The sequence below is a fragment of the Candidatus Hydrogenedens sp. genome (assembly GCA_035361075.1).
In the GTDB taxonomy this organism is placed as follows: Bacteria; Hydrogenedentota; Hydrogenedentia; order Hydrogenedentales; family Hydrogenedentaceae; genus Hydrogenedens.
The window spans coordinates 1-15,124 of the sequence record DAOSBX010000041.1 but is presented as its reverse complement, the minus strand read 5'-3'; the positions used below and the strand labels follow the sequence as shown (position 1 = coordinate 15,124).

The window sequence follows — 15,124 nt, the reverse complement described above, 5'->3', positions numbered from 1 at the left end:
ATGTTAATTAACACGAGATAGTAGATAAAATTTTCACAAATGATTTTCTTTACGAAGCCTATTGTTTAGGGGTATTTCTTCACGAATAACAGTTCTATCTTCTGGGTTGGGTTTGTTTAATCTGATAACATGGGAGATAGAGTGATTGAGAAGTAGTTGGCGTGCCTGAGTAATGCCATAGCCTACTTGATTGACACTATGCGAATCATCCCCGAAGGTAAATGGGATGCTCAATTCCTTTGCCTGTTGAATAATAATAGAGTCAGGGAATATACGTTGTATAGGTTTTCGTAACCCGCTGGTATTAAGTTCGAGTAGGCAATTATTCTGTTTTATCGCCTCTAAAGCTTTTTCAATTATTTTGGTTATTTTAGGGGAGGGAGTAGGAAGTTCATCTGGTTTGAGGAAACAGGTAATCAGGTCAAAATGGGCAACAATGTCAGGTTTTATGTTGTTTACCATGTCTATCAGGGTTTGATAATAAGATACCATGAGATTTTCTAACCCGTTGAACGTTTTGATGGCTTCTTCAAAGGTTTCTTTTGAAAAATCGGTCATAATATCGTTGACCCAATGGACGGAGCCAACTATGTATTCAATATTCCCTTCTTTTATTATTTTTTTTGAGAATTCGACATACGAATCGGTTGGCACGACTTCAATTTCCAGCCCTTTTAGTAAGGTAATTTGCTGGGCATATTTTTTTTGTAGATGTTCTATGGTGTCACAGTATCTATGGAATGTTTTGATTAGGGAGTCTGGTGTGCGATTTAATTCGATTTCTTCGGGGTAAAGGTATTTTTCATGATTACGTGGGGCATGTTCGGAGATACCAAATACAGGCATACCTATTTCGATAGCACGCAGAATCATTTGTTCAATAGGACTATCAGCATGGTCACAGAATTCTTTACTATGTCCTCCATGGACAGAGAAGAACCAAGGATTTTTTCCTTGCATTAGAGTTGAACTCCATCGATGTTTATTGTTTATATGTGTTTATTTTAATTATTTTTATTTAGAATTGTAATTATAATTGTTTCATAACAGGTTTTTATATGATATGCTAATTTGTATAGGAACAAAAAATTAATATTTAAGAGAAGGGATTGGATATGGCATTTGTAGGTATTGTTCAGTGTGTTTTTATCTTGGGTTCATTTTTGGTTAGTGAACAGCCTATTGTGGAACTATGTGGATTTACGTTTACCGAGGGTCCGTTATGGGTTAAAGATATTGGTTGGATATTTAGTGATATACCTGCGAATGCGGTGTATAAATTAGATAAAACTCCTTTTCGAGAGCCGAGTGGTAACTCGAATGGTTTAGCAGTTGATAAGGAAGGAAGGATTTATTTTGCTGAGCATGGGAATCGAAGGGTTTCACGAATGAATAAGGATGGAACGTTTGATGTGATTGCGGAGAAATATCAAGGGAAACGATTGAATAGCCCCAATGATTTAGTTATTGCACGTGATGGAACGGTGTTTTTTACAGACCCGCCCTATGGTTTGCCTGGTGGTATGGAAGGACCTAATTCGGAGCTGGGGTTTTGTGGCATATATTGTGTCACTACAGGAGGAGAGATTCGATTGTTGAATAAGAATTTGAAAAAACCTAATGGTATTGCATTATCACGGGACGAGAAGATGTTGTATGTTGCGGATACTGAACAAAATGCTGTGTATAAATTTGTTGATTTTTTGAAAGAGGGTTTGATTCAGGAAGTAAAATTTTGTGATGTTCCAATGCCAGATGGGATAAAAATGGACACACAGAATCATCTTTGGGTTACTTCATCAGAAGGTGTTGTTATTTTTGATGACGAAGGTCATAAAATAGGTTCTATAACGATTCCCAAACAGCCTTCGAATTGTGCTTTTGGCGGTGAAAAACAAGATGAATTTTTTGTAACTGGACGAGATTGTGTTTATATATTTCGGTTGAAAAGGTGAAATGTGAGAGAACATTTTTTGGAAAACGAATTTAATGAATTGAAACTTTGTTTATGTATAGTGTTATGATAATATTCCTTTCTGTTTTAATGGAGAATCAAAATAATTAAAATGAATAAATAGGATTTATTTTTAATAGTAGAAGAAGGTGTGATGTTATGATAGATTTGAATAAGATAAAGAATGCAGAAGATTGGCGAGAAAAGCGAGAAGAGATAAAGAGGCAATTTTTGAGTTATCTTGGAGAAGATTTATTAATTTTAACGGACCCTCTTTATGATGAGATAGAGGAGGATAAATCTGGAATATTTGTTCCGCATACGAAGGTTATTGATGAAAGTGTAGAAGATGAGGTTCGTAGGTATAAGATTGAGTATTCTGTTCAAGAAGATGAGCGAATAATGGCTTGGGTGTTTGCTCCTGAACGGAGTAAGAAGGAGTCGACGCCTGCAATTCTTTGTTGTCATGATGCTATTTCGCAAGGGAAGGATGAATTGTCTGGAATTGAGGGGGATAGTCAATATGCTCTTGCACGGGATTTGGCATATTCTGGTTATATTACTATGGTTCCGGATTGTTTGTATTTTGGGGAGCGGAAGGATTCAAAGAGGTCGAATAGCGGTAAGAACAACAAGGTGTCTTATCAAGGCAAAATATTGATGGACTATTTGGCAGGACTCCGTGTGTTTGGAACATGGTTTACAACAGATATAACGAGTATTGGTGTGCTTGGGAAAGGTTTTGGAGCATTGCAAGCCATTCTTTTGACAGCGATAGAACCTATGATACAGGCATGTGTTGCTATTGGACCTTTGAGTTCTTGGAAGGATAAGAAGAGTAAATACAATTGGTTGTTTAGTAGTAAGCATGACCTTATTCCTGAACTCCGCAAAAAGATAGAACGAGGCGAGGAGGCTTTTGATATAGAGCATATTCTTGCATTGTGTGCCACGAGTGCAGTGTTGATTATAAATCCTTCTGAAAATTCAGAAACATCAGCCAAGGGAAAAACGGCGGTATCCTATTTAAAAGGTGCCGAGAAGATATATGACTTATTAGGTATGCCAGAGGCGTTGCATATAGTTCAAAGGAAAACAAAGTCATTTCGTGATACATATCTTTCTATTATTGAAGATTGGTTTGCTGAATGGTTGTGATTTTTAAGGTAGAGATGGTTCGGTAAGGAATTAAAAACGAAAAAGGAATGTTTTTTACAGCATGATTGAAGCGTATAAACAAAAAATTGACAAATTAATAAATAATGTAGAACGTGTATTTTTAGGCAAGACGTATGCAATCCAATTGTGTGTTGCTGGTATTCTTGCTCGTGGGCATATTCTGATTGAGGATGTGCCAGGGATGGGGAAGACGACATTGGCTCAAGTGTTGGCACGTTCAATGAATTGTAAATTTCATCGTATTCAGTTTACGAGTGATATGTTGCCTTCGGATATATTAGGTGTTTCTATACTAAATCCGAAGACAGCGGAATTTGAATTTCGTCGTGGTCCCATTTTTGCGAATATTGTTCTTGCAGATGAAATTAATCGAACTCCGCCTAAAACTCAGAGTGCTTTGTTGGAAGCGATGAGTGAGTACCAGGTTTCGATGGATAGTAGGACGTACGGATTGCCACAACCCTTTGTTGTTATTGCTACACAGAATCCTATTGAATATGAAGGGACTTATAGTTTGCCAGAATCGCAGTTAGACCGTTTTTTGATACGGTTAGAGATAGGTTATCCGCCTGCGGAAGAAGAATTGGTGATAATGAAAAAACGGGATGTGGTGAAAGAAATTACAGAGTTACCACCTGTTCTTACAGCGGAAGAGGTGTTGGAATTACAGGAACGGACAAAGGGTATTTTAGTAGATGAATCTATCTCACACTATATTTTACAAATAATAGAAAAGACCAGAACCCATGAGCAAGTAGAATTAGGTATCAGTCCTCGTGGTACTCAGAGTCTATATGTGGCTTCGCAGGCATGGGCATTAATACATGGTAGGGAATTTGTTACTCCGCAAGATGTTAGGGAAGTAGCGGAATCGGTATTGGCACATCGGTTGATTACCAAAACGAAGTCATTTAATTTAACACATCTGGCTGAGGAGCGAAAGAGAATTATTCAAGAAATACTCCGAACAGTTCCAATTCCCCGTTAATTATGGTTACAGGAATATTAAAACAGAAGGCAACAAATCGAAAGTATTGGATAGGGGAGGTGTTTTTTACAGCGCTTTTGTTACTTTCTGCGTGGAATAGTGGGAATAACATTTTATATTTAGCGTTTGCTATTTGTTTTTCAATTGGAGTATGTGCGGAGGTTATGTCCCGACTGAATTTTAAGCCACCCAAAGTTGATATATTGGTTCCAGAGCAGGTTACAAGAGGTGAAGAGGTGACTATATGGGTACGGGTCGAGAATTTACAAAAAAGATTTCCTTTATATGGTATATCAATAGAATTGGTTATTGAGGATGTTAAAGGAAAGCAAACAAGGTTATTTTTAGGTAAGGTTCCAATGATACCCGCCCGTGATGGTGTAGAACTTTCTTTTCAGCAGGTATTTATGAAACGGGGTTTGATTAAAATTACGGAGGTGATTATAAAATCTGAATTTCCTCTTGGGATTATTGAGAAACAGGCGACGTATAAAATTACGTCGGAGGTTCTTGTAGTTCCTAAAACGCAATATCTTAATATACAGACGTTGGGTAATTATGCTGGTGGTAGTCGTGTTCCCACGCGAACGTTAATATCTGAATCGGGAGATTATTATTCTGTTCGTGAATATCAGCCGGGGGATGATCTCCGATATATTGCATGGAAAATAAGTGCTCGATTAGGGATTTGGTTAGTACGTGAGTGGGCTTTAAGTTTACCTAATAAATATCTTATCTACCTTGATTTGAGAAAGAGGTCTGATTCTGATGATGAATTATTTGAGACCATGATAGATTTTGTTGCATCGTTAGCATTTTCTTTAATTATGAAACAATTCCATGTCGGAATTTGGACAGATATGGAACGAATTCCGACGGGACATGGGATAGGGCATCTGAATTTAATATTAAAGAGGTTGGCATTAGTGCAGGCTATTGAAAGCAAGGAGATTGATGAGGCTTTATGGAATAAATATTTTCAAGAAGGTAGAAATTCCCGACTATTACTTTTATCTGTCAATCCCGAACTTTGGGGTAAAAGTATAGTTGGTATGAGGATTCTAAATCCCGATGTTATTAAAGCAAGTAAATAGATATAACATGACATTAAAGTTAGCGGTGGCTATTGTTGTCGCTTCGTCATATTTGGCATTGACAGCAGTTCGTTCTTATGGGAGTATTGTTTTTTTCATTCCTATTATCCCTCTATTTCTTAATTTCTTTGTGGAGAGGATTGTTGAAAGATTTCCGCGTTATTCCACCTATATTCAAATACCGCTATGGATAGTTAGTATTAGTTTGCCAGTATTGATTATGACGATAGGTATTTTAGATACGGTATTGTTATTAACGGCGATTATCCAATTGACGTTGATGGTTCGGAAGAAAGGGTTAAAGGAATATTTATACATTATATTAATGAGTTTTTTCTTGTTATTAGGAGCAGGGGTTCAGGCACCTGAGTTTATTGTTGGTATTTCTCTTCTTTTATTTATATGTTTTGTATTTGTGTTGTTGCCATTGGTAACGATGACGTATACAAAGGAAGATGTTGTAAGTAATAAGCGTGTTTTACAGGGAAAAATAAAATTTTCGAGTTATGGGGCATATATATTTATAGTGGTTTTGTTGAATATTACATTGGGTTGGTTTTTAATAGTTGTGAGTTTTTTGTTTATGCCGAGATTGGAAGCAGGTATTTTTGGTCGGGATATCGGAAATGTGACAAGGTCAGGTATTTCGACTACTGTCTCATTAAAAGGTGGACAGTCTATTGAAATCTCGTATACCCCTGTTATGAGTGTTCATATTCCGTCTGCAGGTGCAAATCCGCCTATACCAGAGAATCGACTTTATTGGCGGATTACGAGTTTACCTACATATCTTGGTGTTCAATGGCGTCGTTGGCCTCTTGAAGAGTCGTATGAGATGTCTGGAACGGTAGTATCTTTTATATCGCTGTTAAGGTCTATAGAACAACAAAAGAGAAGTGCCCAGAAAAGGTTAAAATTAGAGCAGGTTCGTGAATTGTCATCAAAGCCTGTCGTTCAGGAGATATATTTGGACCAGATACCAGAAGATGGAGTTCCTGTTTTGGACCGTGTTCGTGAGTTCCGAACGAAGGATACTGGTTCACGGGTATTGTTAGGTTGGGATATGACGAAGGATTATACAGTTACTGTTACAACAAATAATGTTCGTAGAATGGTCTACACAGTGATTTCGGATTTAGTTGAATGGGATGGGGATAAATTAAAAGAGGCTTCTTCTAATTATAAAGAATTAATGTCGCCACGGGACTATGATTTACTTACACAACATGATTTATCACCGGAGGTGCAGGCACGTATTCAAAGTGTTGTTTCTGGTAAAGAGACGGTGTATGAGAAAGTCAAGGCGATTGAGGGATGGTTATCGGGAGCTGAATTTCAGTATACATTGGATATTCCACCGTTACCAGGCGAACATCCAATGAATGCTTTTTTTATGCAGATTCGGAGAGGTCATTGTGAACTGTTTGCGTCAGCAATGGCTCTTGCTGTCCGTAGTTTGGGGATACCCGCCCGAGTTGTTTCTGGTTATGTTGGAGGGGAATGGGATTCGGAAAATCGCTCTTATCTGGTTCGTGAAGGGATGGCACATTTGTGGGTAGAGGTTCTGTTTCCAGAATATGGTTGGGTTCCTTTTGATCCTTCACCCATGCCAGATAGTAATTATTTTATGCGGAATCAGTTGGTACGGCGATTAACGCGTTGGGTGCTTCAGACGCGGATGTTTTGGTATCAACGGATTATAGGTTTTGACCAGGGGTATCAACTTCCCAGTTTTGGTTTTAAGTCGGTTGGTTTTATTCGTAACATTGATGACTACATTAATCCAGGGAAAAAATTACCAGTTCCTTCTGTAGGTTCTGTGTTTGCTTTATTGATACTTCTATTGTTGATATATTTTATTGAATTTATCTGGGGAATTTTAAAACGATTGGTTAGAATTCAGAAGGTGACGGTGAGGAAGGTATCTTTGGCTAAAGACCAAAGAGATGCAATGAAATTGTTTAAGAAGATGGAATCAATATTTAAAAGAAATAATTGGAAGGTCTCACATTTGACTGTAGAGGAAATTATGGAAGAGTTGCCGAAGAAACTTCCTTTACTCTGTTCTGATGTTCAGGCATTTTTGGATGAGTATAACTATGTGCGGTTTGGGTTAAAGCCATGGGATACCGAGAGGAAACATTATTGGTACAGAACAATAAGAAAATGGAAGAATAAAAAATTTTGGGTTCGTAAAGAAAGTGGGCAATAATTTATTTAAGAGTATGATAGTGAGGGAAACATTACTTGGATTTTTTGTTGTTTATGAAAAATATAATTTCATTAGCATCAGTGCTTACGACAATGTCTGCATACCCATCTTGGTTGAAATCTGTGGAAGCAAGAGCAAGGGGTCTACCTGATTTAAGAGGATATTTTTCAATTGTGAAGGTGTTGTGTTGGAAGATATTTTTGGTGGCAGTCCCTTTATTTATTAATACGATTAATTGTTCTCCTTTTCTATCTACAAGGGCTAAATCGTCCCAATGGTCATTATTAAAGTCAGACGTTATAATATCCATCAGCTCTGAATGCGTTTCGGGGTTGGAAGTGTTGAAGTAGTAAACATTGGACAAAGGGAAAGAGAATGTTTCGCTACTGCCATAAAGGATTTCGAGGGGATGGTCTATTTTTCTGTGTGTAACTGCAATATCTGTTTTTCCGTCGGCGTTAAAATCTGCAAGAACAATGTGATTAGGTTGGGAACCACGTGTTTGAATACGTGAGTATTCGTGGAATTTAAAATCGGAATCACCTTTTAGGAAGCATATTTCGTTTGAGTTATACATTGTTACTGCTATATCGGGATATTTATCGTTATCTAAGTCGGATATTGCTAATGCACGGGGACCTTTTGATAACGGTATTATTTGGGATATTATAAGATTTTCTTTTGAGTCACCTGTAAGTACCACGACAATATCGCTTGTCCATCCTGTTGTAATAACATCATTAAGTCCGTCTTTATTCAAATCTGTAATTAATAGGGAAGTTAAGCCTGGGGTTGTGAATAAAGGCTGTTCATCGCCATCAGTTATCTGGGTGTATTTTAGGTTTTCATCGGGTATTTTTATAGAGGTAACAGTAAATATACCTTCTTCTTTTAAGTTATGAAAGATTTGAATATCTTGATTTTTTTTGGCAAGGAAATTGGAAACTACGATGTCGTGCCATTTCAGGGAGTCCATATTCGCTATGGCTATTGCATAGGGTGCAAAATCTGTTTTAGGGGAAGGATGAAGTTTTATGTAATTGAGAATTCCCTGTGAAAGAAGGATAGATAATTCGTCATTTGCAGGTTTTTCTTCTCTTGGGTTTCTCATTTCGCCTCGGTCTGCTGTTACAATGTCAGGGATGCCGTCACCATTAAGGTCTGAGACTGCAATTGCCCATGGTTTGGGTCCCACAGGAAGGAATCGGGGATGGATTGAAAACGTTTGGGAATGTGATGGAAAGCAGATAAATAATAAAGGAATAGAAAGCAGGACAAAATAAAGGGAAGTGATTTGCCCTGAATGGTAACTATTATTTGTTGTTATTCTTTTTAAGGGGGGCATGGATTCTATTCCTTATATGTGGAAAAATCAATAGCGAGTTTGATTGCATTATACAGGCTATGTTCGCGGGCTATTCCTTTCCCAGCGATATCGAATGCGGTGCCATGGTCAACAGAAGTTCTTATTATAGGTAAGCCTAATGTTACATTTACACCTTCATCCATAGCGATGAGTTTCATAGGGATATGTCCTTGGTCGTGATACATGGCGATGACCATATTAAATTCACCGTCAAACATTCGTTTAAATATCGTATCAGGGGGGTAAGGTCCATAACATGGGATTCCGTTTTGATTACATTCTTTTATTGCTGGGGTAATAATTTCAAGTTCTTCATTTCCAAAAAGTCCATTTTCACCTGCGTGAGGGTTTAATCCTGCGATGCCTATTTTTATTTCGGGGATATGTATTTTTGTGAGTGCGTTATGAGCGATTTCGATAGTTTTTATGAGGTCGTTTTTATTAAGGCTTTGGATAGCATTTAATAATGACATGTGGGCTGTGTGATGTACTACTCTTCTTTCCCCAGCAAATAGGGACATACGGTAGTGTTTTGTATTTGTCCATTCTGCAAGCATGGTTGTATGACCGTCAAAGGGGATTCCAGCTTTTGCCAGACCTTCTTTTGTGATAGGGCATGTAACAATGGCATCCAATTTTTTTTCTAATGCCCAGATGACTGCTTGATGAATCCATGCTGTCGCAGATGTACTGTTGATAGGGTCGAGAATCCCTGGGTGTATATGTAGTTGTTCATATTCGAGTTCAATGAATCCTATTTTATCTGGATGACGGTAAATTTCTTCTGGTGAATAGATTTTAATGGGTTCCCTGAGATCAGGTAAATTTTTGTTGTAGTATGTATATGCGTTGATATTCCCGAGAATAACGGGAAAACAAAGTTCAAACAGTTCTTTTCTTCTAAGGACTTTGCCGATAATTTCGGGACCAATGCCATTTATATCTCCCATCGTAATACCAATAACAGGTTTTTTTATCATTGTAAAATCCTTTTATAAGTGGATATAAGTATAAACATAAAATTGAATGGATATATATTTTTTTCTTTGTTTATAATTATTCATAAATAATACAGGAAATATATATCCTTCTTCCTATTGGAAAAATATAAAGCAGGATATGATATATATCCTGCTTTTATTTCGTTACTGCTTATTTTCTTATTGATAATTATGTTAATGCTGATACGAGAACACCTATTACAACTGCAACCGCTTGTGTAACTGGAGCAGTCCCACCAACAGGTTGGTACCTGATAAATTCGACATGTCCATCCAGGTAAAGGACGTTAGAACCGCCTGGAATATGGTTGAAATTAGAGGCATCAGTTGCGATTTTATCGAACATAATAGGTAGGGTGCTCTGTGCTTTTGAACTGGCTGCAGGATTGTTGATATCTGTAATAAGGAAACGTTCAATGCCTTCACGTAGGCGGTAAACGGTGTTTGTTCCTGCATTACCATAGCCTTCAAGAATACTGCTTGTTATATCAGCATCAATAACACGCATAATGCCAGCGTTATCTTTGTTTTGTACGGCGGTGATAAGTTCTGGTTTTGCTAACGCCATTAGACCGTATACTAATTGAGCAGGGGCATTACCTGAGCCTGAGACAGGACCAGCACCCAAGGTATTTAATACGTTTACCATAGGTGTAATATCTACTTGTGGCCATTCGTCGCTGACGCGATCCATAACCAAACCTAAATAGATATAACTTGAATCCATAGCGGAGGCACAGGAAATGGTGTCGTTTGTGTAATAATTGACACACCATTCATCTCGGTCGGGATATTTTGCACGGGTAATGGTCTGACGGTAGTCAGAGTCGGATGGGCAAAAAGCAATCATGGGGTCGTTAAGATATTCTGGGTAGATTAAAAATGTGCTCGGACATAAATCTGCACGGACCTCAATGTTTCCATTGATTTGAGGGTAGGCGCCAAATTGAACAGGGGGAAAACGTTCACCTCTTGCTTCGTTGCTATACATTTTTAGGACTAATCCCCACTGTTTTAGATTATTTTGACAACTGGAACGACGTGCCGCTTCGCGTGCACGTGCTAATGCGGGTAAAAGAATTGCTGCAAGTATGCCGATGATAGCAATGACGACTAAGAGTTCGATTAATGTAAAGCCTTTTTTGTTCATTTTTTTGCCCTTTCCTGATGTTGTTCGTTGTTTTCATTTTGCCACGCGATTCGTTTGTGGTTTACTATATATAAGACATATATATGAAATGTAAGGTTTCATAAAATAATTGTCTAATAAAAAAATTGTTGAGGAGAAACATATGAAAGAGAATGTTCAAAAGATTAGTATTTGCTTTATTATTGTGGCAAGTATTTTTGTTTTTTCAGGATGTTTTTGCAAACCTGATGAAGAAGTGCAAATAACATTGATGTCAAGCAAGATAGGTTATTCGGTAAAAGGTCCGTATGGATTTACAGGTACGATAACAAAAGAGAATGTAAATGCAGAGGAATGGGTTGTATCTGGGACATTTTTATTTCCAAATAAATTGTATTTTTATTTAGGGAAACGAGTTAAGATTGAAGAAATCTATCCAGAGCAGATAAAGATATATTTTTATGTATTACCCTCACGAATTGGAGAAATTCTATCGCCAGAAACGAAAGAGAGAAAGGTTGAATTTAAGATAAAAGCATCTAATGATGCGAGGTTTGAAGTAAATTTTAATTAACGTTGTAGATATAGAAATTTAAAATATAGCAATGAGATTAAATAAGGAAGAATTAAGAAGAAGGATATTGTTTGCACGTAAGTGTCTTCCTACTAATATTGTAACGTTCAAAAGTGAAATTATTATCCGCTCCTTGATTTCGTTACCTTTATTTCGTTCATGTCGGAAAGTTTTTACTTATTTGTCAGATAATAAAGGGGAGGTAGAGACATGGGGTCTGGTTCAGGAATGTTTTCGATGCGGAAAAGAAGTGTGGGTTCCAAGGATTGTTGGTAAAGATTTGGTTTGGCATTTAATAGAAGAAAATAAATTGCAAGAATTGAATGTTAATACATGGGGGATTCCTGAACCTTTGTCTCAATGGATGCCAATTGAGGAACAGGCTTCGGATGCTTTGTGTATTGTTCCAGGGATTGCTTTTGATAGACGTGGTTATCGTATTGGGCATGGGAAAGGTTTCTTTGACCGATTTTTAAAAAATAATAAGCGATGTATTAATATTGGATTATGCTACCAATTTCAGATTGTTCCATTATGCCCTCATTGGAATTGGGATGCACGGATGGATTGGGTTATAACTGAAGAACATATATTTCAGTGTGCTTCTTCCTTCCGTTAATATGTAACGATACATATAGATTAATACTTTGATTAAGGAAAAGATATGGAAGGTAAGGACTATGATTTTGTAGAACTTTCTTTTGGTAAAACTTGCTATCAGGTGAAAGGGGGAGGAACGTTCCCTGTTGTCGTTTTAGTTCATGGATTATCTTCTCCGATGTGTATTTGGGATAAGAATATTGATGAGATGGTGAAAGCAGGTTTGTGTGTGGTGCGATATGACCTTTACGGTCGAGGGAAATCGTCCCGCCCAAAGTTAAGATATAATGCAGACCTGTTTATTTCACAGTTAAAAGAACTTATTGAATATTTATCGTTACCGTTACCAGTTCATCTTGTAGGATTAAGTATGGGTGGTGCTATAGTGGCTGAATTCACAGTTCGGTATCCGAAGATGGTGGATAGAATAGGGCTAATTGCTCCAGCGGGTTTAATTAAGAGGTCGGTAGGGGTAAGAGTTATTACGTTGCCAGTTATTGGCAAAATAATATATGAAATTTTTGGTAAAGAGGCTTTGATACGAGGTGTGTTAGAGACAATTGGAGATTCGGTGGAGGATAGGAAAAGAATGAGGGAAGTGTATGAGGAACAGATGAACATCGCTGGTTATAGGGATGCTATTTTGTCAACATTAAAATATGGTCCTTTATATGAAAAATACTTGATTTATGAGGAGCTTGGAAAGCAAACGAGGAAGGGATGTCTCATTTGGGGTAAATGTGATGATGTTGTTCCGTATATACTAAGTGAAGAGATATTGCGATGTGTTCCATGGTTAAAGTTATATGCTATTGAAGGTGGTACTCATACGGTAAATTATCAGAAAGCGAATGAAGTAAACCCTATATTGTGTTCTTTTTTTACATCGTGAAAATAACAAAGGAGATGAAAATGGATTTTTCAAAATTGCTTGAAATTGCTTTTAACTTTCGTGAGTCTCGTGTTCTACTTACGGGAGTGGAATTGGATGTGTTTACATTGTTAGCCGAAGAGGGAAAGGATTTGCAACAGGTATGTCACATATTGACATCAGATAAACGGGCAACACAATATTTATTAGATGCGATGGTATCTATGAAATTATTGGAGAAGGCAGAAGGAAAATATAAGACTGTGCCAGAGATAGTTCCTTTTTTGAGTAGGAACGGCTCGGAATGTATGTTGCCTATGTTGGAACATTATGCAAATTTATGGCAACGCTGGTCACAGCTTACGGAGATAGTGAAAGGTAAGGGTATCACAATAAAACCAGTTGAACAAATGAGTCCTAATCAATTGAGAGCATTTATTTTGGGTATGCATGTACTTGCTGTAAGGGCATCGAAATCATTGTTGAAAAAATTAGGACCGATACCATATAAGCGAATGTTGGATGTGGGTGGTGCCACTGGCACCTATTCAGAAGCATTTATAGAGATGAATCCAGAATTGACCGCAACGATATTTGATTTGCCTCCTGTGATTGAGATTGCTAAAGAACGGTTAAAAGATTCACCGTACAGGGGAAAAATAGATTTTTATACTGGTGATTTTTATAAAGACCCACTTCCTAAGGGGTATGATTTTTTATGGTTATCTGCGGTAATACATCAAAATAGCAGGGAACAAAATGTAGATTTGTTTAGGAAATGCTATTCTGCATTGGAATCTGGTGGTGTTTTATGGATACGTGATTATATTATGTCTGAAGATAGAACAACACCGAAATCAGGAGCTTTATTTGCAATTAATATGTTGGTAGGGACAGAAGGTGGAGGTACATATACATTTGAGGAAATTAAGAATGATTTAAATCAGGCAGGGTTTGATGAAGTTCATTTCAAAATCCACGGCGAACAAATGGATACAGTAGTAGAAGCTTTGAAAATAGTGTAGATGTGGTTAGTCTACTTTTTCTGCGAATGCAGCAGAAAGCATGAACGAAATAACAGTAAAGTATAAATAAAAGAACATGGCTTCAGCGGAGGATGCTCGTTTTGGAGCGTCAATTGCGGTGTTTGAAAGTTTTTTTACGTGTTTCATTTCTCCACTCCTTTTATAGAGTTTAATATTTCCATCTATATAAGACGATACAAATGAGAGATAAATTCATTTCACTTTTTTTGGGAAAATGAAAATTAAAAAAGAATATGCCGTTATTCTTTTGGAGTGGATACTTCTAATTCTGGAAGATAATTTGGGATAAGGTAGCGAATGGCTATTGCAGAGAAAATACCAATGATACCTGTGATTATCATTACTAAGTCCAAGCCTGTAATTTCGATTTGATTATTGAAAAGCATTACGATTGGTTGGAATATATTGAAGGTCGGTTTCATTGGTATGTCTGTTATTTTTCCGAAGGATGCGACAAGACCTGCCAATATAGGGGTTATTCCTGCTACAAGTCCGTTCAGAGAACTATTTAATGCGAGATGTGCAGTGGCTTTCCCTTGTGGAGAACTTAAAAATATAAGATTGGTCAGGCAAAGATTAATGCCCGCAACGGAAGCACCAGAGAGGATATGAAGAATTAATATCACATACCATTGTAATTGTGGGTTACGTAATTCTGCACCTAAAAACCATAGGAATACTGTGCTGAAAAATAAAGGAACACAAAAATAAAGCAATGGACGGTAGCCATACCTCAAAGAAAATTTTCTCCAAAATGAAAATGACACTACGTTCGAAAATTGGTTAATAACAGTGAGGCATACAACGATTAATAAAGAGTACCCGATTTTTTTCATCAAAAAAACAGGTAGAAATGGATTTGCAAAATTAACAATTGTATTCCATATCACGCAGAATATCATGACCTTCAAAAACACTTTATTTTTTATAGGTTCACGAAACAAGGATATTAGGGTTTGTTGGGATGAAGTGTTAATTAATGTGTGAAACGAGGGTTTATTAAAATCGTAAATATTAAACAGTGCTATTGAAGAACCAAGACCTAATACTCCTGCAAATGTAAAGATAGATGCATATCCAAAAGAAAGATAAGAACTAAAATTATGTTTT

15 protein-coding genes are annotated in these 15,124 nt (G+C 37.1%); 9 read left to right on the top strand and 6 right to left on the bottom strand.

Annotation, left to right across the window (positions count from 1 at the left end):
• Window positions 1-33: 33 nt before the first annotated feature.
• Complete coding sequence (locus PLJ10_11420; protein ID HOK10255.1) at window positions 34-960, bottom strand: histidinol-phosphatase; 927 nt, start codon at window positions 958-960, stop codon at window positions 34-36.
• 155 nt (window positions 961-1,115) lie between these two features.
• On the opposite strand from PLJ10_11420, the gene PLJ10_11415 reads away from it, so the two are divergent.
• From PLJ10_11415 to PLJ10_11395, 5 genes are all read left to right on the top strand, one after another.
• Entirely contained in the window at window positions 1,116-1,955 is an 840-nt protein-coding gene (locus PLJ10_11415) for an SMP-30/gluconolactonase/LRE family protein (protein HOK10254.1), read from the top strand.
• Window positions 1,956-2,113: 158 nt separating this feature from the next.
• Window positions 2,114-3,112: a dienelactone hydrolase family protein gene (locus PLJ10_11410; GenBank protein HOK10253.1), complete on the top strand. Its 999-nt coding sequence runs from the start codon at window positions 2,114-2,116 to the stop codon at window positions 3,110-3,112.
• 61 nt (window positions 3,113-3,173) lie between these two features.
• Window positions 3,174-4,121 carry a MoxR family ATPase gene (locus PLJ10_11405; GenBank protein ID HOK10252.1) on the top strand — a complete coding sequence of 316 codons (948 nt, stop codon included), beginning with the start codon at window positions 3,174-3,176 and terminating at the stop codon, window positions 4,119-4,121.
• A 59-nt stretch (window positions 4,122-4,180) separates the two neighbouring features.
• Window positions 4,181-5,215, top strand: coding sequence for a DUF58 domain-containing protein (locus PLJ10_11400; protein ID HOK10251.1), 1,035 nt, complete (start codon window positions 4,181-4,183; stop codon window positions 5,213-5,215).
• A complete protein-coding gene (locus PLJ10_11395) occupies window positions 5,193-7,427 on the top strand; it encodes a DUF3488 and transglutaminase-like domain-containing protein (GenBank protein HOK10250.1) in 2,235 nt (744 codons plus the stop codon). Before PLJ10_11400 ends, PLJ10_11395 begins: the two co-directional genes overlap by 23 nt.
• Window positions 7,428-7,458: 31 nt before the next feature.
• Here PLJ10_11395 and PLJ10_11390 read toward each other — a convergent pair whose 3' ends face one another.
• The 3 genes from PLJ10_11390 to PLJ10_11380 all read right to left on the bottom strand — a co-directional run bounded on the left by PLJ10_11390 (window position 7,459) and on the right by PLJ10_11380 (window position 10,944).
• Entirely contained in the window at window positions 7,459-8,772 is a 1,314-nt protein-coding gene (locus PLJ10_11390; protein ID HOK10249.1) for an FG-GAP-like repeat-containing protein, read from the bottom strand.
• Between the two features lie 5 nt (window positions 8,773-8,777).
• Entirely contained in the window at window positions 8,778-9,773 is a 996-nt protein-coding gene (pdxA, locus tag PLJ10_11385; GenBank protein ID HOK10248.1) for a 4-hydroxythreonine-4-phosphate dehydrogenase PdxA, read from the bottom strand.
• A gap of 190 nt (window positions 9,774-9,963) precedes the next feature.
• A complete protein-coding gene (locus PLJ10_11380; protein HOK10247.1) occupies window positions 9,964-10,944 on the bottom strand; it encodes a DUF1559 domain-containing protein in 981 nt (326 codons plus the stop codon).
• Between the two features lie 142 nt (window positions 10,945-11,086).
• On the opposite strand from PLJ10_11380, the gene PLJ10_11375 reads away from it, so the two are divergent.
• From PLJ10_11375 to PLJ10_11360, 4 genes are read left to right on the top strand one after another with little or no spacing between them, the layout of a single operon-like run.
• The gene (locus PLJ10_11375; GenBank protein HOK10246.1) at window positions 11,087-11,497 is read left to right on the top strand and encodes a hypothetical protein; all 411 of its coding nucleotides are present in this window, start codon (window positions 11,087-11,089) and stop codon (window positions 11,495-11,497) included.
• 31 nt (window positions 11,498-11,528) lie between these two features.
• Entirely contained in the window at window positions 11,529-12,116 is a 588-nt protein-coding gene (locus PLJ10_11370) for a 5-formyltetrahydrofolate cyclo-ligase (GenBank protein HOK10245.1), read from the top strand.
• 45 nt (window positions 12,117-12,161) lie between these two features.
• Window positions 12,162-12,989: an alpha/beta hydrolase gene (locus tag PLJ10_11365; protein ID HOK10244.1), complete on the top strand. Its 828-nt coding sequence runs from the start codon at window positions 12,162-12,164 to the stop codon at window positions 12,987-12,989.
• A gap of 20 nt (window positions 12,990-13,009) precedes the next feature.
• Window positions 13,010-13,993, top strand: a complete 984-nt coding sequence (locus tag PLJ10_11360; GenBank protein HOK10243.1) for a methyltransferase — start codon at window positions 13,010-13,012, stop codon at window positions 13,991-13,993.
• Between the two features lie 6 nt (window positions 13,994-13,999).
• On the opposite strand, the gene PLJ10_11355 is transcribed toward PLJ10_11360, so the two are convergent.
• Together PLJ10_11355 and PLJ10_11350 are read right to left on the bottom strand one after the other, a co-directional pair.
• Window positions 14,000-14,140 carry a hypothetical protein gene (locus tag PLJ10_11355; GenBank protein ID HOK10242.1) on the bottom strand — a complete coding sequence of 47 codons (141 nt, stop codon included), beginning with the start codon at window positions 14,138-14,140 and terminating at the stop codon, window positions 14,000-14,002.
• Window positions 14,141-14,253: 113 nt separating this feature from the next.
• Window positions 14,254-15,124: MFS transporter (locus PLJ10_11350; GenBank protein ID HOK10241.1), on the bottom strand; the 871-nt coding region annotated here is incomplete at its 5' end.

Excerpts from the sequence above, each read along its gene's own strand:
- PLJ10_11420 (HOK10255.1), bottom strand. The coding sequence starts at position 960 with ATGCAAGGAAAAAATCCTTGGTTCTTCTCTGTCCATGGAGGACATAGT.
- PLJ10_11415 (HOK10254.1), top strand. The coding sequence starts at position 1,116 with ATGGCATTTGTAGGTATTGTTCAGTGTGTTTTTATCTTGGGTTCATTT.
- PLJ10_11410 (HOK10253.1), top strand. The coding sequence starts at position 2,114 with ATGATAGATTTGAATAAGATAAAGAATGCAGAAGATTGGCGAGAAAAG.
- PLJ10_11405 (HOK10252.1), top strand. The coding sequence starts at position 3,174 with ATGATTGAAGCGTATAAACAAAAAATTGACAAATTAATAAATAATGTA.
- PLJ10_11395 (HOK10250.1), top strand. The coding sequence starts at position 5,193 with ATGTTATTAAAGCAAGTAAATAGATATAACATGACATTAAAGTTAGCG.
- PLJ10_11390 (HOK10249.1), bottom strand. The coding sequence starts at position 8,772 with ATGCCCCCCTTAAAAAGAATAACAACAAATAATAGTTACCATTCAGGG.
- pdxA (HOK10248.1), bottom strand. The coding sequence starts at position 9,773 with ATGATAAAAAAACCTGTTATTGGTATTACGATGGGAGATATAAATGGC.
- PLJ10_11380 (HOK10247.1), bottom strand. The coding sequence starts at position 10,944 with ATGAACAAAAAAGGCTTTACATTAATCGAACTCTTAGTCGTCATTGCT.
- PLJ10_11375 (HOK10246.1), top strand. The coding sequence starts at position 11,087 with ATGAAAGAGAATGTTCAAAAGATTAGTATTTGCTTTATTATTGTGGCA.
- PLJ10_11370 (HOK10245.1), top strand. The coding sequence starts at position 11,529 with ATGAGATTAAATAAGGAAGAATTAAGAAGAAGGATATTGTTTGCACGT.
- PLJ10_11365 (HOK10244.1), top strand. The coding sequence starts at position 12,162 with ATGGAAGGTAAGGACTATGATTTTGTAGAACTTTCTTTTGGTAAAACT.
- PLJ10_11360 (HOK10243.1), top strand. The coding sequence starts at position 13,010 with ATGGATTTTTCAAAATTGCTTGAAATTGCTTTTAACTTTCGTGAGTCT.
- PLJ10_11355 (HOK10242.1), bottom strand. The coding sequence starts at position 14,140 with ATGAAACACGTAAAAAAACTTTCAAACACCGCAATTGACGCTCCAAAA.